The 17,481-nt window shown below is 41.6% G+C and carries 15 protein-coding genes and 2 riboswitches; of the genes, 9 read left to right on the forward strand and 6 right to left on the reverse strand.

Annotation, left to right across the window (positions count from 1 at the left end):
- Positions 1 to 100 precede the first annotated feature (100 nt).
- From BCM40_RS15615 to BCM40_RS15630, 4 genes are all read left to right on the forward strand, one after another.
- Positions 101 to 892, forward strand: a complete 792-nt coding sequence (locus tag BCM40_RS15615; protein WP_065525056.1) for an ABC transporter ATP-binding protein — start codon at positions 101 to 103, stop codon at positions 890 to 892.
- Between the two features lie 5 nt (positions 893 to 897).
- Complete coding sequence (locus BCM40_RS15620; protein ID WP_065525055.1) at positions 898 to 1,812, forward strand: iron-hydroxamate ABC transporter substrate-binding protein; 915 nt, start codon at positions 898 to 900, stop codon at positions 1,810 to 1,812.
- A 539-nt stretch (positions 1,813 to 2,351) separates the two neighbouring features.
- The gene (locus BCM40_RS15625; RefSeq protein ID WP_065525054.1) at positions 2,352 to 3,350 is read left to right on the forward strand and encodes a FecCD family ABC transporter permease; all 999 of its coding nucleotides are present in this window, start codon (positions 2,352 to 2,354) and stop codon (positions 3,348 to 3,350) included.
- On the forward strand, positions 3,347 to 4,354 hold the full coding sequence (locus BCM40_RS15630) for a FecCD family ABC transporter permease (protein WP_065525053.1): 1,008 nt from the start codon (positions 3,347 to 3,349) through the stop codon (positions 4,352 to 4,354). Before BCM40_RS15625 ends, BCM40_RS15630 begins: the two co-directional genes overlap by 4 nt.
- A 154-nt stretch (positions 4,355 to 4,508) precedes the next feature.
- On the opposite strand, the gene BCM40_RS15635 is transcribed toward BCM40_RS15630, so the two are convergent.
- Positions 4,509 to 5,519: an EAL domain-containing protein gene (locus tag BCM40_RS15635; protein ID WP_065525052.1), complete on the reverse strand. Its 1,011-nt coding sequence runs from the start codon at positions 5,517 to 5,519 to the stop codon at positions 4,509 to 4,511.
- A 232-nt stretch (positions 5,520 to 5,751) separates the two neighbouring features.
- Between BCM40_RS15635 and BCM40_RS15640 the strand changes: the two genes are divergently transcribed.
- On the forward strand, positions 5,752 to 6,288 hold the full coding sequence (locus BCM40_RS15640) for a dihydrofolate reductase family protein (protein WP_065525051.1): 537 nt from the start codon (positions 5,752 to 5,754) through the stop codon (positions 6,286 to 6,288).
- 444 nt (positions 6,289 to 6,732) lie between these two features.
- Positions 6,733 to 8,109 carry an IS4 family transposase gene (locus BCM40_RS15645; RefSeq protein ID WP_065525050.1) on the forward strand — a complete coding sequence of 459 codons (1,377 nt, stop codon included), beginning with the start codon at positions 6,733 to 6,735 and terminating at the stop codon, positions 8,107 to 8,109.
- 292 nt (positions 8,110 to 8,401) lie between these two features.
- Here the strand turns inward: BCM40_RS15645 and BCM40_RS15650 are convergent, their stop codons facing one another.
- The 5 genes from BCM40_RS15650 to mtnK form a co-directional block, all read right to left on the reverse strand.
- The gene (locus tag BCM40_RS15650) at positions 8,402 to 9,439 is read right to left on the reverse strand and encodes an ABC transporter permease (RefSeq protein ID WP_065525049.1); all 1,038 of its coding nucleotides are present in this window, start codon (positions 9,437 to 9,439) and stop codon (positions 8,402 to 8,404) included.
- Positions 9,411 to 10,919: a sugar ABC transporter ATP-binding protein gene (locus BCM40_RS15655; protein ID WP_065525048.1), complete on the reverse strand. Its 1,509-nt coding sequence runs from the start codon at positions 10,917 to 10,919 to the stop codon at positions 9,411 to 9,413. The genes BCM40_RS15650 and BCM40_RS15655 overlap by 29 nt, the downstream gene beginning before the upstream one ends.
- A 63-nt stretch (positions 10,920 to 10,982) precedes the next feature.
- Entirely contained in the window at positions 10,983 to 12,065 is a 1,083-nt protein-coding gene (locus BCM40_RS15660) for a sugar ABC transporter substrate-binding protein (RefSeq protein ID WP_065525047.1), read from the reverse strand.
- Complete coding sequence (gene mtnA, locus BCM40_RS15665) at positions 12,062 to 13,123, reverse strand: S-methyl-5-thioribose-1-phosphate isomerase (protein WP_065525046.1); 1,062 nt, start codon at positions 13,121 to 13,123, stop codon at positions 12,062 to 12,064. Before mtnA ends, BCM40_RS15660 begins: the two co-directional genes overlap by 4 nt.
- Positions 13,120 to 14,310 (reverse strand): S-methyl-5-thioribose kinase, encoded by a 1,191-nt coding sequence (gene mtnK / locus BCM40_RS15670; protein WP_065525045.1) that lies wholly within the window; start codon positions 14,308 to 14,310, stop codon positions 13,120 to 13,122. Before mtnK ends, mtnA begins: the two co-directional genes overlap by 4 nt.
- A gap of 78 nt (positions 14,311 to 14,388) precedes the next feature.
- Positions 14,389 to 14,542: riboswitch (SAM riboswitch) on the reverse strand.
- A gap of 242 nt (positions 14,543 to 14,784) precedes the next feature.
- Positions 14,785 to 14,894: riboswitch (SAM riboswitch) on the forward strand.
- A gap of 75 nt (positions 14,895 to 14,969) precedes the next feature.
- On the opposite strand from mtnK, the gene mtnW reads away from it, so the two are divergent.
- From mtnW to BCM40_RS15685, 3 genes are read left to right on the forward strand one after another with little or no spacing between them, the layout of a single operon-like run.
- Positions 14,970 to 16,193 carry a 2,3-diketo-5-methylthiopentyl-1-phosphate enolase gene (mtnW, locus tag BCM40_RS15675; RefSeq protein WP_065525044.1) on the forward strand — a complete coding sequence of 408 codons (1,224 nt, stop codon included), beginning with the start codon at positions 14,970 to 14,972 and terminating at the stop codon, positions 16,191 to 16,193.
- Positions 16,190 to 16,855, forward strand: coding sequence for a 2-hydroxy-3-keto-5-methylthiopentenyl-1-phosphate phosphatase (locus tag BCM40_RS15680; protein ID WP_065525043.1), 666 nt, complete (start codon positions 16,190 to 16,192; stop codon positions 16,853 to 16,855). Before mtnW ends, BCM40_RS15680 begins: the two co-directional genes overlap by 4 nt.
- A complete protein-coding gene (locus tag BCM40_RS15685) occupies positions 16,852 to 17,466 on the forward strand; it encodes a methylthioribulose 1-phosphate dehydratase (RefSeq protein WP_065525042.1) in 615 nt (204 codons plus the stop codon). The genes BCM40_RS15680 and BCM40_RS15685 overlap by 4 nt, the downstream gene beginning before the upstream one ends.
- The last annotated feature ends 15 nt before the right edge of the window (positions 17,467 to 17,481 follow it).

Raw genomic sequence — 17,481 nt, forward strand, 5'->3', positions numbered from 1 at the left:
ATTGACAAGCTTAAATATAAGTTTTATAGTATTGATTGTACTGAAAATGATAATCATTATCAATGAAAATACATAAAATTTAGCAAAGGAGGATTTAGAGATGGTGCGTTTATTCACCGAGGAGCTAAATATTAGCTACGGAGATCGCTTGATTGTGAAAGATTTGTCTGTTGAAATTCCGGATAAAAAGATTACGACAATTATCGGTTCGAATGGCTGTGGGAAATCTACACTTTTAAAAGCGATAACTCGTGTGATTCCGCATCAATCCGGAACAGTCGTTTTAGATGGCGGCAATATTGCACAAGAAAACACAAAATCCCTCGCGAAGAAAATGGCAATTCTTCCGCAAACACCTGATAGCGCAGCGGGACTTACAGTTGGTGAACTCGTTTCTTACGGCCGCTTTCCTTACCAAAAAGGATTTGGGCGTCTGTCTAAAAGAGATTATGACATCATCAATTGGGCACTCGATGTTACAGGCACACAGTTTTTTAAATACCATCCAGTCGATGCGTTATCCGGTGGCCAACGTCAACGTGTGTGGATTGCAATGGCACTTGCACAAGAAACTGAAATGATTTTTTTAGATGAGCCTACGACTTATCTGGACATGGCACATCAGCTAGAAATATTGGAGCTTTTGCAACAACTCAACAAAGAGCAAGAACGAACCATCATTATGGTGCTTCACGATTTAAACCAAGCCGCTCGTTTTGCAGACCATATTATTGCGATGAAAGATGGCAAAATCGTTAAAGCCGGCAATTGCCATGACGTAATTACACAACCGGTCCTGAAAGAAGTTTTTCGAATTGATGCAGAAATCGGACTTGATCCGCGAACGCAAAAACCAATGTGTACAACTTATAACTTAATCAAAGGAGTTTAACCCATATGAAAAAACTATTTTTACCTCTCACTTTATTTACTTTACTTCTTCTTCTTAGTGCTTGTAATTCTGATACTGCTGCAAAAGAAACGAGCGACACTAGCACCGACACGATTACTTATGAATCTGAAAATGGCCCGGTAGAAGTACCAGCGGATCCACAACGCGTGATTGTTTTATCTACATATAGCGGAGACGTGATGTCTTTGGACGTTCCATTAGTCGGTGTCGATTCTTGGTCAAAAATGAACCCTCGCTTTGAAGAACAACTAAAAGATGTAGAAGAAGTAGCCGATACAGACCTTGAAAAAATTATTGAACTAGATCCAGACTTGATTATCGGTGGGTCCACTATTAATAATATTGACAAATTAAATCAAATCGCTCCAACTGTGACATTTACATACGGTAATTTGAGCTATTTGGAACAGCATCTTGAAATCGGAAAATTACTGAACAAAGAACAACAAGCCCAAGAATGGATTACCGATTTCCAAGAACGTGCACAACAAGCGGGTGAAGACATTCGTGCGAAAATCGGACAAGATACCACTGTTTCAGTCATAGAAAACTTCGATAAGCAATTATACGTTTTTGGAGATAACTGGGGACGCGGAACGGAAATTCTTTATCAAGAAATGAAATTAAACATGCCTGAAAAAGTGGAAGAAATGGCGTTAGCAGATGGCTATTACATGTTGTCTCAAGAAGTATTACCGGAATACATGGGTGATTACGTAATCTTTAGTAAAGACAGCACGCAAGACAACTCCTTCCAAGAAACAGATGTTTACAAAAACACTCCGGCTGCCAAAAACGGCCAAATTTTTGAAGCCAACGCCAAAGAATTTTACTTTAACGACCCGCTCACACTCGAATACCAATTGGATTTCTTTATCGAAAACTTTTTAGGTGAGTGAGGCAATACTAGCGAGTCCAATTTATATAACAAAAAAAGAGGGATTCTGTTAAAGAGTTCCTCTCAGACTGTAGACAAAGTCTTATTAAACTGAATAATGATGCATACTCTTCAACCGGGCTGGCCACTTCGCTTTCCGTGGGCTCAGCTTCAGCCTCCTCGTCACTGACGTTCCTGCGGGGTCTTCAGCTTTCGCTGTCCCACAGGAGTCTTCGTGAACCAGCCCAGTTGAAGGCTTCTTGCTACAAACAAAGTGATATTCTATAGTGCGCTTTACCGTATAAATAACGTGTTACAAGCTTTTTCCCTACTCACTCTAGGATTCGGAGCACCTAGTGGCGACTCCAGCGGAAAAACGAAGTGATGAGACCCCGCAGGAGCTTGCGACGAGGAGGCTCAGCGCGGAGTCCGCGGAAAGCGTCCACTAGGTGTGGAGAATCCCACATGCATACAAAAATGAGTAAGTATTCTTTTGTCTACAAACTAAGAGGGATTCTGTTAAAGAATCTCTCTTTTATTCTTAGGAAAAGATGATGACTAATGACACCTAAAATTCCCTTTCCAATTAAATTAACTTTGAGTTTTGTCTTACTCGCACTGACCTTAATGGTTTCTTTAATTTTCGGTGCGGCGGATATTAGTTTAAAAGAAGTCGGCCTCGCTTTGTTTTCAACTTCTTCTAGCGATTCTATTGGTGTGATTCGCGAAATTCGACTCCCGCGTGAAGTCGCGGCCATTTTTGTAGGTGCTGCACTTGCTGTATCCGGTGCGATGATGCAAGGCATGACGCGCAATCCACTGGCTGACCCGGGTCTTCTCGGTTTAACAGCTGGGGCTAATGCCGCGCTTGCGTTTACTTTAGCATTTGTTCCGGCGGCGAATTATTTCGGTATTATGATCGCTTGTTTTATCGGTGCCGCGGTGGGTGCTGCGTTAGTGTTTGGGATTGGCGCAGCTAAAAAAGGTGGATTTTCACCGTTTCGAATTGTTCTCGCAGGGGCTGCGATATCGGCATTTTTAACAGCGATTGCTGAAGGTATTGGTCTTTACTTTAATATCTCAAAAAACGTTTCACAATGGACCGCGGGTGGATTGATCGGCACTTCTTGGGGACAACTACAAGTAGTGGTTCCTTTTATCGCCGTGTCGTTATTCGTGGCCATCGTGTTAGCCCGGCAATTGACCATTTTAAGTTTAAGTGAAGAAGCTGCCATTGGCTTAGGACAAAAAACGGCGCAAATTAAAGCAATTCTTTTTATCGTCATTACTCTTCTTGCAGGTGCTGCTGTGGCACTAGCTGGCAATATGGCATTTATTGGGTTGATGATCCCTCATGTGGTTCGGACAATTGTTGGCACCGATTACCGCTTTATCATTCCGATGTCTGCCGTAGCTGGAGCGATTTTTATGTTGCTCGCCGATTTAATTGGCCGGACAATCAACGCGCCTTTTGAAACTCCAGTCGCCGCAATCATTGCAATTCTTGGTTTGCCGTTCTTTCTAATCATCGTTCGTAAAGGAGGCAAAGCATTCGCATGATTCATCCTAGTTTACGCAAAAAGCAACGAATTTCGTATTATGGTTTGCTGACACTGATTTTACTAACAACCATGGTCAGTATGGGCTTAGGTTACTCACCTATTTCTTATGACCGGTTAATGCCTGCTATTTTGGGACAAGGAACATTTAAAGAAGAATTTATTTTGTTTTCAATTCGCTTGCCGCGAATTTTAATTACCTTACTAGCCGGAATGGCACTCGCTTTGTCTGGCGCTATTTTACAAAGTGTGACACGTAACGACTTGGCAGACCCTGGAATCATCGGGATCAATTCCGGAGCTGGTGTCGCCATTGCGGTGTTCTTCTTGTTTATTCCAGTTGAAGTTGGTGCGTTTGCTTACTTATTGCCGCTTGTCGCTTTTGGTGGTGCACTTTTAACGGCTATATTGATCTATGCTTTTTCTTATTCTCGAAGCACAGGGCTACAACCTGTTCGTTTAGTTCTCGTCGGAATTGGCTTTTCGATGGCACTTTCTGGCGTTATGATTGTGCTCATTTCTTCTGCTGAACCAGAAAAAGTTGATTTTATCGCCAATTGGTTAGCAGGTAGCATTTGGGGAGCGGATTGGCCATTTATCATTGCCATCCTTCCGTGGTTATTGATATTGATCCCGTTTACGTTATATAAAGCAAACCGTATGAACGTTCTCGGGCTGAGCGATCCTGTCGCTGTCGGGATTGGTGTTTCTATTGAAAAAGAACGACTTGTGTTGCTACTGGCTGCTGTCGCTTTAGCCGCTTCTGCGGTTTCTGTTACTGGTGGAATCGCGTTTATCGGGCTAATGGCCCCGCATATTGCCAAAGCCATCGTTGGACCGCGACATCAATTGTTTTTACCACTTGCGATTTTGATAGGCGGTTGGCTACTGTTACTAGCAGACACAATCGGACGAAACTTACTCGAGCCTTCAGGTATCCCAGCAGGCATTATGGCCGCGTTAATCGGTGCGCCTTACTTCATCTATTTGTTGTTAAGAAAATAAACAGCCAGGACTCTTCGCCTATGAAGATCCTGGCTGTTTATTTTTGTTTTGCATTTGCACAATTACTCTCCTGATTAAACTCAACATGACGCCAATTCAAGTAATACTTAGAATTCTTTATTTTTAATCCGCTTGGATAAAAAACCCTAACAACTCAACTAGTTGTTAGGGTTTGAACTACTGCTACAGGCGTTGCTGATGGTTTCCCAAAATAATACCCTTGGAATAATTGATAACCGAGCTGCTTTAGCCAATCAAAATCTTGACGTGTTTCTATACCTTCTGCTAATGGAATCGAACCAATTTCTTGAGCTTTTTCTAGAAATTTTTTGGCGATTTCTTGTTTTTTTGTATCCGTTGCAACGCCTTGAACAAATTGCATATCCAGTTTCATATACTTAGGCTGCAAATCAGCCAATAATTCAATCGTGCTATACCCTTCGCCAACATCGTCTAATGCATAGTCAAAGCCTCTCGATCGATAATAACTGAGAATTTTCTTTAAGTGATTGATGTCGTCTACTTTTTCAGTTTCCACTACTTCAAACACTAACGAATTTGGATTTACTCCCAATTTCTCGGACAACTCGATGGTCGACCGCAAACAAAATTCGGGCGAATAAATCGATGTCGGGATAAAGTTGATAAATGCTTTTGTTCCATTTAATGCGGCTGCATATTTCACCGCAGTCATCCTGCAAACCCGGTCGAGTGCATATAAACGGCCACGTGTTTTTGCCGCAGGAAAAATTTCGTTCGGATAAATCATCGAGCCGTCTTCGTTTTGGAAACGCGCTAACATTTCATACGCATAAATATTTTCATCGCCATCTACAATTGGTTGGTAGTGACAAATAATCCGCTCATCTTTAATGACAGCATCGATCCATTCCATAGCGAAAACTTTTGACATCTCTTGTAATGGCTGCCAAGCTTCCTGGTTAATACGAAAAGTAGCAGCCTCCATCACTAGTAAATCATTGCAAAAATCGAGGAATTCTCTTGCACCTTTTTCATCTATTTGGAGCTTGTTGCCTTTTAAAACAACATCAATTTCTCTTCTTTTCAAGTGTTCTATGACCATTGGCAGCGCTGAAAGATTCGTTTGTCCTTCTAGCTTAATTTCAAATTTGATGGCTGCAACTGTGCAGCTATTACATTGCATTATTTATCACTCCTATTTATACAGTAGTTTTAGTTTACTTGATAAATACTAAAAACTGTTATTTTTTTATAAAAAAAGTCAATTTATTCTTCTTTATTATTTAACCCGCTGATAATTTCCATCAGAACTTTAAAGGAGTTTTCTAATTGAAATCGAATTAAAGCTATAGACAACCTAACTATCATGCTTCAAGAACCGCCCGCTATTAATTCATTCACAAAGGAGAATGAGTATGGGAAAAATTATTGTGGCTATGTATTTGACACTTGATGGGGTTATGGAAGAACCATCTTGGACAGCACCTTACTGGGATGATGAAATTGCTAAATTTCAATTGGATTTGCTGTTTAGCAGTGATGCCTTGTTGCTTGGACGCGTAACTTACGAAGGATTTGCCGCAGCTTGGCCTTCTGCTGAAGATGAAGAAGGCTTTGCTGAACGCATCAATAAATTACCAAAGTATGTTGTTTCGACAAGCTTAAAGCGTACAGAATGGAACGCACGTCTAATCACGAGCAACGTAGCCCAAGAAGTGGCTAAACTAAAAAAAACCGGTCAACGATTATTGGTCTATGGAAGTGCTGAACTTATCGAAACCTTGCTAAGACATGATTTGATTGATGAACTTCATTTAATGACATTCCCACTCGTATTAGGAGAAGGAAAACGGCTATTCAAGGAAAATGCCGATCAGAAAATGTTCAACCTACAAAATATTCGTTCAACCGATTCAGGTGTTTTGATTGCTAGTTATGCACCGGATAAATAAGTCGATATTAAAAAGGCTCCTATATAAGGAGCCTTCAGACTATAGACAAAGTCTATTGAAAATGTATAGTTGTTTATAACCACAACCGTTCCAGCCACTGCGCTTTCCATGGGCTCAGCTTCAGCCTCCTCGTCACTTGCGTTCCTGCGGGGTCTTCAGCTTTCGCTGTCCCATAGGAGTCTTCGTGGCCAGAACGGTTGTTAGCATATAGCTCTAATTAGAGAGAGTAACCAGCGAATTTATTTTCAAGAGGATTAATGATTAATCACACAAGGATCCGAAGCGCAATGCGGCGACTCCTGCGGAAAAACGGAGTGATGAGACCCCGCAGGAGCTTGCGACGAGGAGGCTCAGCGCTTCCATAGCTGTCAACTTAAGAAAAAGGACTAACTTCTCTCAAAAGATGGTATGGAAGACTATCCATCAACGAGAGGAGTTTTTTTTATGACAGCTCCAGCTACACTTAACTACCTCGATCCGCTATTTGCATTCCTGGCACCAGAGAAGGTCGACGCCCTAGCCAAAGAAACGGGATTTATTCAACGAAAAAGAAAACTAACTGCCAGCGATTTTCTGTCGTTGCTTTTTCAGGCCCATGGAAATTTCATCGATCCTAGCTTGCAAGAACTCAGTACCAAGCTTCTGGCTGATCAGGAAATCGACATCAGTCGTACCGCAGTCGATAAGAAATTCACTAAGCAAGCTGTCCATTTTCTTCACCGGTTGGTCGAAGAGTTATTCCAGATTCAACAATCTCTTGAACTAGTGAAACACCCAGTGGCAGTGGATTGGCCCTTTACTAGCTTGCGCATTTTAGATGCCACGCACCTCGAGGTGCCTAATTCGTTGAAAGCGCGCGCGAAAAAAACACGCCAAAGCTCGGTGAAAATCCAACATGAATTTGATGTGTTAACGGGACGGCTGACCTTTTTGCGTGTCGATTTTGGCAACGTCAACGACACCATTATGGGTGGGAAACGGGTGCCGTTTCTGGACGAGCAAGAATTGTGCTTGCAAGACCTCGGCTATTTTCATTTCCACTCATTCGAGCAGATTGATGAAAACCACAACTACTTTCTCACCAAGTTTCGGAATGACGCTTATTTAGCCTATCAAAACCCGTTCCCTGCCTATCATCCGGATGGATCTGTGGTGAAAAGTAGCGAGTATCAGCGCATTGAACTCGAGCGCCTTTGTGAGAACATGGCACCGGGAGAAATCTTGGAACTGGAACAAGTTTACTTTGGTCGAGATGCGCATTTTTCAGCACGATGTGTGCTATTTGCCCGAAGCGAAGAACAACGCCAACAACGACTGCAAAAAATTCAGCGCCGGGCATCCAAAAGTGGGAAGAAACCCAAGCAGCTGGTTCGTGATTTAGCTGGAATAACCGGCTATATGACCAACTTACCCGAACCTGTTTCAGGTTCGCACCTTGTTGAATTGTATCGCATGCGTTGGCAAATTGAATTGAATTTTAAGGCGTTGAAATCCTATTTGGAAATCGATCATTTCCGATTGGTCAAACAAGAGCGTTGGCTCTGCCATATCTATGCCACATTACTGGTCTTCCTGTTAAGCCAATTGATTGCGTATCAAATTCGGAATGCGATTTGGGGAGTCGAGGAGAAAGAAATTAGCGAAACCATCGCGATTCGAAGTATCGCCTGTGAGTTTTTGGCGCAAATGTATGAAGCCGTCAAACAAAAAAAGAAGACGCTTCTGGCTTTTGTTCCCTTGATTTCCCACTTATTCAGCAGGACTGCACGGAAGCCGAATTCCGCTAAAGGAACAGCCTTGAAACGCCTTCAATTCATCTAGAATCATCCAACCACAGCCTCCCCAAAAAGGGGGGCTAGTTGGCGTTCTTAGTTATCTCCATTTCCGATATTTCCCGAATTCAAACCCCGATGTCGTACAAATTTAATGGAAATACTCAACGTCATTTCTTAAGTTGACAGCTATGGGCTCAGCGCTTCGTCCGCGGAAAGCGTCCGCATGGAGCGAAGGATCCAGTATATAGGATAAGATGAATATTCATTCGTTAACTAACATAATAATTCTTTCGTCTACAAGCTGAGGTTCCTATATAAGGAGCCTTTTTTTGCAGAAATTATGTTCTGTTGAGTTTCTTTTTAGCATAAATATAAGTAACTGCTAAAGCAGCGACTAATACACTTCCTTTAATAATATCGAAGGCATAATAGGGAAGATTCTGTATCGTCAGTCCGTTTAACAAAATCCCAATAATTGCTGCGCCAAAAAATGTACCTAAAGCATTTGGCTTACCTACTCCTAAAACTGAATATCCCACGAAGACAGCCGCAACCGCCTCCATCATTAAGGGAGCTCCTGCATCAATTTGTCCCGAACCGACGCGTGCCGTAAAGAGGATACCGGCCATTGATGCAAAGACACCAGATACCACATAAGCTGTAAATTTCACTTTTTTAACGTTAACTCCTGACAATGTGGCAGCTTCAGCATTTCCTCCCGTCATATAAAGAACTCTTCCCCAGCGCGTGTGTTTCAGTACGATGTAAGAAGCTATAACCATTACTAGCATGATCCAAACAGGAACCGGCAGACCCATTAATTGTCCTTGTCCTATCCAAAGAAAGGCGTCCGATAATTGACCAGGTGCGGTGCCACCTGAAGTTAGAGGCATATTATTATAGATTGAATAGCCTTCCGTATAAGTTCGGTGCAAACCAGCTACGATATACATCACGCTTAAAGTTGCGAGCAAGTCTGGAATGCCAATGATCACAATGAGAAAACTGTTGAAGGCACCAACTAAAACTCCAATTAGTAATGGCAGAATAAGAACAAGCCATAACGGCATGTCGTACCACACCATTAATGATGCAGAAACGACGGTCGAAAATGACATTGTCGAACCCACTGACAGATCAAAGCCACCTACTACAAGCGTAAACGTCACGCCTAAAGCTAATAACGTCACAATGGAAATCGAGCGTAAAATGTCTGTGAAATTAGCATATGTGAAAAAAGCATCACTGATTGTACTAAAATAAAAAATGATAAACACCAGCAAAGCAATTGCGCCATATTTAAACAGAAACTGTGTCGCATTGTCTTTCACTGAGCTCTTGTTTTTCTCAAAATTGTTCTTTTCCACCACTTGCATACAACAAAATCCTTTCTTGGGTCGCTTCTTGCCGTGACAATTCCTTCACGATTTGACCGTTGTGCATGATGAGAATGCGATCGGAAATTCCGAGAACTTCATGAATTTCACTAGAAAAATACAAACACCCTTTGCCTTTTTCCGTCAATTGACGAATCAATTTAAAAATGTCCACTTTTGCTCCAATATCCACACCTTTAGTCGGTTCATCAAACAGGTACAAAGCAGAATCGAGCGAAATCCATTTTCCGATTGCTATTTTCTGTTGGTTTCCTCCACTTAAGTGGAGAAGCGCAGTTTCAGTACTACTAGTTTTAACGCGCAAACGTTCAATTATCTCACTGGCATACCTTTTTTCGGCTTTTCGATTTATGAACAAACCTTTAGAGAATTTTTTCAAGTTGGGAAATGTCGCATTAACCTCTAATGATTCCTGAACAAATAACCCTTCTTTTCTCCGCTCTTCGGGAATCAATGCCATTCCTGCTTTGATGGCGTCAGCCGGATGCTTAATTTTGGTCACCTTGCCTTCAAGCTTTATCGTTCCTGATGTGAGAGGAGTTGCTCCAAATATAGCTTTCGCAAGTTCCGTTTTTCCGGCACCGACGAGACCGACGACACCAACCACTTCGCCTGATGAAACCGTCAGCGACAAGTTTTTAAGTTTATGTCCATCCGACAAATTTTCTACTTGCAAATAATGCGCTCCTTGAAAGTGTGTGTTTGGTTCTAATTCATGGCTCAGTGCCTCCCCGAGCATTGCTTCTATCACCTGACTTTGATCCGCATCGCTCGTATTATAAGTTTCAACCCAGGTCCCTTCACGCATTACCGTAATCCGGTCACTAATTGCAAACACTTCTGGCAACCGATGCGAAATAAAGATACATCCAACGCCTTTTCGTTTTAGTTTCGAAATAACGGCATACAATTTTTCCGATTCATGAATGGATAGAGGAGCTGTAGGTTCATCAAAGATGATGATTTTTGCTGAGTGGACCAATGCTCTTGCAATTAACACCAACTGTTTTTCTGCTAATGTTAGATGCACTGCTTTTTGCTGAACATTCAAATGGTCTACTTGCAATTCATGCAAAATCATTCGAGCTTTGTCGTTGAGTTTGTGTTTTGAGATAAATAACTTACCCTTATTCGCAAATGTATCAAGTAAGATATTTTCTGCCACTGTTAGATCTGCCACAATTGCAGTATCCACTTCCTGATAAACACAATAAATCCCATTCTCTTTAGCTGACTTTGGCGTGGTCAGTTGGATAAGAGAGCCATCCAAATAGATAGTTCCGTTATCTTGTTGATAGACCCCGGACAGGATTTTAATTAACGTGCTTTTCCCCGCACCATTGACGCCTAGAATGGCATGAACTTCACCTTTTTTTAAATGGAACTTGGCATTTTGCAACGCTGTCACTGTACCGAATTTTTTTCCAATAGCCGACATCGAAAGTAAAGGTTCCGCCATAACAATGCTCCTTCCTGGTAAAAAAGCTGTCCTACTTTTCAGGACAGCTCAATTTGATAAAAGTTATTGCCCTTCCAATTCACGCAAGTCATCTGTATAACCTTGCTCACTTGACCCCCAACCTTCTATATAGTCGCTCAGTTTATCGGTTGTCACCGCTTCTTCCGGTAAATTCTGTGCCTCAATAAATATAGGTTCTAGAATTACTTTTTCTTCCGGTTGTTCTCCATTTAGCAATTGGTATAAATAGCGCACTTGAATGCACCCAATATCTGTTGGGTCAACCGCTGCAGAAGCTAGCCAAGGGCTGTTTTCTTTTTGCATTAACTGAAGATCCTCATCACTCATATCGATTCCATAAACTTTAATATCTGTCCGACCAGCCTGTTCGATAGCACGAACAGCGCCTTTAGCAAATTCGTCCCATGAAGCCCATACTGCTGTAATTTCTCCTTCATTTGGATATTGCTTCAATATAGCTTCCATTTGTGACTGTGTATCCAATGCCGTATTGCTAGTTGCAGATCCAAACGCTGTGACTTCTTGGATATTTGGGTTATCTGCCAAGAATTTTTCATATGCTATTTGACGTCTTTCCATCGGTGCAAAACCAGCAGTCCAAATTTTGACGATATTGGCTTTGCCCTCATTGTCTTGTGCTAATTTTTCCAAAGTCATCTGTGCCATTTGTTGATCGCCTTGTTCCAAAGAAACGACGCCGTCCATATCAATTCCTGCATCAAATGCCACAACTGAAATCCCTTTTTCTAGCGCTTTTTCCACCCCTTGGTTTAACGCTTCTTTTGTGCCGTGATCAATTAAAATACCATCGACGCCTTGGTTAATCGCAGCATCTAAGTTAGAAGCCATTTTCGCCAAATCTCCTTCAGAAGTGAAAACCGTCACTTTGCCTCCGAAATTTTCAATTTGCTCTTCAACACCTGCTATGTATTGTGCAGAAAAAGTACCGAGGTTGATCTGCATGATTAAAGCAATTTCTTTACCTGCAAGCGGATGAGCTGAGGTTTTTGCTTCTGTTTCTGAAGAAGTTTTTTCTTCTGTAACCTCTCCTTTAGGTTGACAAGCACCCAATACAATACCGATTAATAATAAAGTGACAAGTAGCCAGAACGATTGTTTTTTCATATTTTTTCTCCTTTTCTTATAGATGCGGCAAGCAACCTAGAGATATTTTTTTGGTAGTCGGCGGTAATAATGCCTTTTTCGGTAATAATTGCGGTAATCAGCTGCGACGGTGTCACATCAAATGCGGGATTAAATACTTTTGTGCCAAGTGGCGCAATCGGCCGTCCATTCATATGAGTAATTTCCTCCGGGTTGCGCTCTTCAATCGGAATTGCCGTCCCGTCTTCAATCTCCAAATCGAATGTCGAAACTGGCGCCGCAACATAAAAAGGAATATTAAAAGCTTTGGCCAATAAAGCCAAATTAAAAGTACCAATTTTGTTTGCAGTGTCCCCATTAGCGGCAATGCGGTCTGCACCGACAATAATAGCTTCGATGCCTTTTGCTTTAATCGTATGTGCCGCCATGCTGTCAGTGATTAAGGTCACATCAACGTTTGATTGTTGCAGTTCCCATACCGTTAAACGCGCACCTTGATAAACTGGACGAGTTTCGCAAGCATAGACATCAAAATGACGGCCGCGTTCACTGCCCAGATGAAACGGTGCTAGGGCTGTGCCATATTTTGCAGTCGCGATGGAACCAGCATTACAAATCGTCATGACTTTTGTGCGCCCTTCTAACAACGTCAACGCATGCTCACCGATACGCCGACAAGAAGCTTCGTCTTCTTCGTGAATCTTAATGGCCTCTGCTAACAATAGTTGCTTTGCCTGCTCGACATTAGTTGCTTCACTAACTTTATCCTGGAGACGATTCAGCGCCCAAGCTAGGTTAACGGCTGTTGGTCTTGAAGCGTTTAAGTAAGATACATCTTTTTTTATGTATTGCTGAAAAGCTCCCAGTGAAACCGTTTCATGCCGCTGAGCTCCAAGAGCCAATCCATAGGCGGCTGTGATGCCAATGGCTGGAGCACCTCGAACTTTTAATGAAAAGATGGCTTCGTAAACATCTTCTATAGTTTCAAGTGTTACGTATTCGATAAGGTGTGGTAGTTTTTGTTGGTCTAGAATAGTCAGTTGCTGACCATTCCATTTGATAGATAAAGGAATGCTCATTTGTACACCTCCTGTAAAATCTTTAGAAAATCAGTGATTGAGTCAATTTGTTGACGCTGCAGGATCAATGCTCGCCCTGTATATAGCGCTTGTTCTTTACTGTTAATTCTTTTTTCTGTCTCTGCTATACTGTCCAAATCTTTAACGTGAGCTAAACCAATTGTTCGGCGAATCAATTCACAGCCCGCAAAACCTGCCGCATCTGTTAACACTTTATCCAGAACAAATTCTAAATAACCTTGAGTGTCTCTAAACGATTCAACGCTCTCCCTTTTCCATAGTTCACTAAACGAAAAAGCAAAAACGTCCCACGTTTTCTCAATGTGTGAGGCAATCACCTGACGCTCAATCCCTTCTCGCGTAATCCATTGGAAAATCAAATTACCTAGGAATAAGCCAACATCGAATCCAATTGGACCATAAAAACCAAACTCTGGATCGATAACTTTGGTTTCAGTTGTACTAGCAAAAATACTGCCTGTGTGAAGATCCCCGTGCAACAAGGCTTCTGATTCAGTTAAAAAGCTCTTTTTCAATTTAGCTACTTCTAGTTGTAATTTTTGGTCTTTCCAAATTGCTTCTGCAGTTGATTGAAGCTGTGGTTCGTAATTATTGGTTTCAAGGTCAAAAAATGGATCCGTGAAAATAAGATCTTCTGTGATCTTACAAAGCTCTGGATTAGTGAACTCGGCAACAAGACGTTTTTTTTCAAAAGGATGAAGACCATAATCTGATGTATGGAACAAAGTCTGCGCCAAGTATTCTCCAATATCCTGCGACAGTCTAGGGAAATTTTGTCCGTTAATCAACCCTTCTCTTGCAATGACAAGATGAGACAAATCTTCCATCACTGTAATCGCTAATGTTTCATCCGCCGCATAAACGACCGGCACCAAAGATGGCACAAACTCACCGTGCTTTCTAAGAACATTGGCTTCAATCGTTGCACGCTTTAAAGTGAGCGGCCAACTTTCCCCAATGATTTTGGCATATGGCAGTGCTTGCTTAATAATTACACGGTTGCCTGTTTTCGAATCTTCGATTTGAAAAACATAATTCAAATTGCCGTCACCAATTTCTCGGCAGCTCAACTCGGCTGTAGGCTCAAAAGTATAGACAGCTTTTGCTAAAGCAATTGCCGTCACTTCAGTTAATCCTTTATAAGTGGTTGGAATAGTAAGCGTCATTTTTTTCTCTCCCTTTTCTACGCAATATAAAAAGCCTCTTTCTAAAAGAAAGAGGCCAGAATAAGAGAGATTCTACGCCTCTTATCTTTCAGAAATTACATTTCTGATGGAATTAGCACCGTGCCTTACAGGAATTTCATCCTGGCGCAAAAGCGCCCCGTCTCACAACGGTATTACGGTCGGTTGCTGGGCGTCATCGGGCCAAAATCCCTCTGCCAGCTCTTGATAAGAGTACTACTTTTCATGCTATTAAGTTCTGAAAAGAATCCTATCATGTTTCAGAATTAACTGTCAATCCTATTTTTTCAATAAAAAAAATTTTACAACAATAGAGTTGACAGACTCTTATGCACGTGAAATAATCAAAATTACTTCTAGACGTAGGTTCAAACAAACTGAGCGCGTTTACGAACTAGCAAAACTTAAAGTTACTTAAATTACTCTTCAAAAATAACCTATCCAATTTCATATTCTTTCTTATTTAGAGCAGGTGGAGGGACAAGCCCTATGATACCCGGCAACCGGTCCAGTAATGGACACGGTGCTAATTCTTGCAGTCAGAAACAATGACTGAGAAATAAGAAGTTGTTAAAGCCCTTAACCTCTTCTTATTTGAAGAGGTTTTTTATTTTTTAACATTACATAGGAGCGTGAATTCAATGAGCACTTTAACTGCTACTTACCAATTATATGGAAAATCAGGTTCCTTTGAGCAAAAAGCTGAAGGCATTGCGTTAGGACTGACAATTGGATCTTGGACCAACCTGCCCCTTCTTGAACAAGAGCAATTAAAACATCATAAAGGAAATGTTGTTTCCATAAAAGAATATGAAGAAAATCCTCATCCCTTAAAACCAGGTTTGATAAAAGCTGAAGTTGCAATTGCTTATCCATCAGCAAATTTCTCAGCGGACCTTCCGGCCATCTTAACAACCGTTTTCGGAAAATTATCTTTGGATGGTGAAGTAAAGCTATTGGATCTGGAATTCAGCGATGACTTGTTAAAGCATTTTCCAGGACCTCGCTTTGGTATTGAAGAAATCCGCCATACACTTGGGGTCACTGACCGACCGCTTCTCATGAGCATATTCAAAGGCGTCATCGGGCGTGACTTAGAGTACTTGTCTACTCAATTGCGCCATCAAGCATTAGGCGGCGTAGATCTCGTTAAAGATGATGAAATTCTATTTGATAACCCTCTGACACCATTTGAAAAGAGAATTACTACAGGCAAAGAAGTGTTGCAACAAGTTTTTGAGGAAACGGGTCACCGTACACTTTATGCAGTAAACCTTTCTGGAAGAACCTCTGAGCTGAGAGGAAAAGCTAAAAAAGCGCGCGAACTGGGTGCTGATGCACTATTGTTCAATGTTCACGCATACGGCTTGGATGTAATGCAAGAGCTCGTTGAAGACGAAGATATTGCTTTGCCGCTGATGGCACATCCCGCATTCAGCGGTGCTTTTACTTCCTCTTCTTTTTATGGGCTTGCCACATCACTCGCACTTGGCAAACTGACCCGTTACGCTGGTGCAGATTTCTCACTTTTCCCATCTCCTTACGGGAGTGTCGCATTGGAAAAAGCTTCTGCCCTTTCGCTCGGTGAAGAATTGACTAAGGAAAACTCCTTAAAACGTAGTTTTCCAGTTCCATCAGCTGGTATTCACCCAGGACTTGTCCCATTGCTAATGGCTGACTATGGCATCGATAGTGTGATTAATGCCGGTGGTGGTGTTCACGGACATCCAGCTGGAGCGGTTGGAGGCGGACAAGCTTTTAGACAAGCGATTGATGCCGTACTACAAGGGGAAACCTTACAAAACGCCAGTAAACAGCACGAACAGCTACAAACAGCACTTGAGTTATGGGGGTCAAAAAATTGAACAAACCAATTATTTTTTGTGATTTTGATGGCACGATCACAGCCAACGATAACATCATTGCCATCATGAAAAAATTCGATCCGCCTGGTTGGGAACCTATTAAAAACCAAATTCTCGATCAATCTATAACCATACGTGAAGGTGTAGCGAAAATGTTTTCACTGCTTCCCGTCGCAGAAAAAGATGACATTATTTCATATGTTCTTGAGCAAGCGGAAATACGTGAAGGCTTTCGTGATTTTGTAGCCTATGTAAAAAATCACGAACTTTCTTTATACATTGTCAGCGGTGGTATTGATTTTTTTGTGTATCCTCTTCTTAACCCTTTTGGTCCCTATGACGGCATCTATTGCAACAGCGCAGATTTTTCAAAAGAGCTGATCAATATCGAGTTTCCGCATGGCTGTGATGACATTTGTACAAGTCAAGGGTGTGGATGCTGTAAACCGTCTATCATTCGTGAACTTTTAGACGAAGGTACTAACAGCATCGTTATTGGAGATTCGATTAGCGACTGGGAAGCTGCTAAAGAAGCTGATTTTGTCATCGCTAGAGATTTACTGGCCGAAAAATGCAAAGAAGCTAAAATCGCTTATCAACCATTCGAAACTTTCCACGAAGTGATCGCTATAGTGGATAAATATATAGGAGTGAAGTCATGATTGCAGTGAATGAAAAATGGCTTGAACTGGCGGACGTTAAAGATGAACTAGCAGTTCGTGATTGGTTTATGGGGACGAGTGGAAATCTTGCTATTAAAGTCGCTGATGAACCACTCGAATTCTTAGTCACTGCCAGTGGCAAAGATAAGAAAAAACGGACAGATGAAGACTTTCTACTAGTGGATGGAAATGGACAACCTATTATCGAAAGATTTTTAACACCCTCTGCTGAAACTTTATTGCATTGTGCAATTTATAAAAAAACCAATGCCGGTTGCAGCCTTCACGTCCATACAGTTGCCAATAATGTCATTTCAGAATTATATGGGGACGCTGGAAAAATCGACTTTCAAGGACAGGAACTGATTAAAGCTTTTGGATTATGGGAAGAAGACGCGGTCCTAACAATTCCTATTATTGCAAATCACGCAGATATTCCCACACTCACCCGTGAGTTTGAATCCACTATTTCTGCAGATAAAGGAGCTGTTCTAATCCGTAACCATGGGATTACTGTTTGGGGGAAAAATAGCTTTGAAGCGAAAAAGCTACTTGAAGCTTGTGAATTTTTGTTTCAATACCAATTGGCTTTACAACTACAATTAAAGTAAGAAAGGGAGATTAAC

Source organism: Planococcus donghaensis, assembly GCF_001687665.2.
GTDB classification, from domain to species: domain Bacteria; phylum Bacillota; class Bacilli; order Bacillales_A; family Planococcaceae; genus Planococcus; species Planococcus donghaensis.

What these genes read in the sequence shown, in the direction of transcription:
- BCM40_RS15645 (WP_065525050.1), top strand. Translation starts at nt 6,733, where the DNA reads ATGACAGCTCCAGCTACACTTAACTACCTCGATCCGCTATTTGCATTC.
- BCM40_RS15630 (WP_065525053.1), top strand. Translation starts at nt 3,347, where the DNA reads ATGATTCATCCTAGTTTACGCAAAAAGCAACGAATTTCGTATTATGGT.
- mtnW (WP_065525044.1), top strand. Translation starts at nt 14,970, where the DNA reads ATGAGCACTTTAACTGCTACTTACCAATTATATGGAAAATCAGGTTCC.
- BCM40_RS15625 (WP_065525054.1), top strand. Translation starts at nt 2,352, where the DNA reads ATGACACCTAAAATTCCCTTTCCAATTAAATTAACTTTGAGTTTTGTC.
- mtnA (WP_065525046.1), bottom strand. Translation starts at nt 13,123, where the DNA reads ATGAGCATTCCTTTATCTATCAAATGGAATGGTCAGCAACTGACTATT.
- mtnK (WP_065525045.1), bottom strand. Translation starts at nt 14,310, where the DNA reads ATGACGCTTACTATTCCAACCACTTATAAAGGATTAACTGAAGTGACG.
- BCM40_RS15620 (WP_065525055.1), top strand. Translation starts at nt 898, where the DNA reads ATGAAAAAACTATTTTTACCTCTCACTTTATTTACTTTACTTCTTCTT.
- BCM40_RS15660 (WP_065525047.1), bottom strand. Translation starts at nt 12,065, where the DNA reads ATGAAAAAACAATCGTTCTGGCTACTTGTCACTTTATTATTAATCGGT.
- BCM40_RS15640 (WP_065525051.1), top strand. Translation starts at nt 5,752, where the DNA reads ATGGGAAAAATTATTGTGGCTATGTATTTGACACTTGATGGGGTTATG.
- BCM40_RS15615 (WP_065525056.1), top strand. Translation starts at nt 101, where the DNA reads ATGGTGCGTTTATTCACCGAGGAGCTAAATATTAGCTACGGAGATCGC.
- BCM40_RS15655 (WP_065525048.1), bottom strand. Translation starts at nt 10,919, where the DNA reads ATGGCGGAACCTTTACTTTCGATGTCGGCTATTGGAAAAAAATTCGGT.
- BCM40_RS15650 (WP_065525049.1), bottom strand. Translation starts at nt 9,439, where the DNA reads ATGCAAGTGGTGGAAAAGAACAATTTTGAGAAAAACAAGAGCTCAGTG.
- BCM40_RS15685 (WP_065525042.1), top strand. Translation starts at nt 16,852, where the DNA reads ATGATTGCAGTGAATGAAAAATGGCTTGAACTGGCGGACGTTAAAGAT.
- BCM40_RS15635 (WP_065525052.1), bottom strand. Translation starts at nt 5,519, where the DNA reads ATGCAATGTAATAGCTGCACAGTTGCAGCCATCAAATTTGAAATTAAG.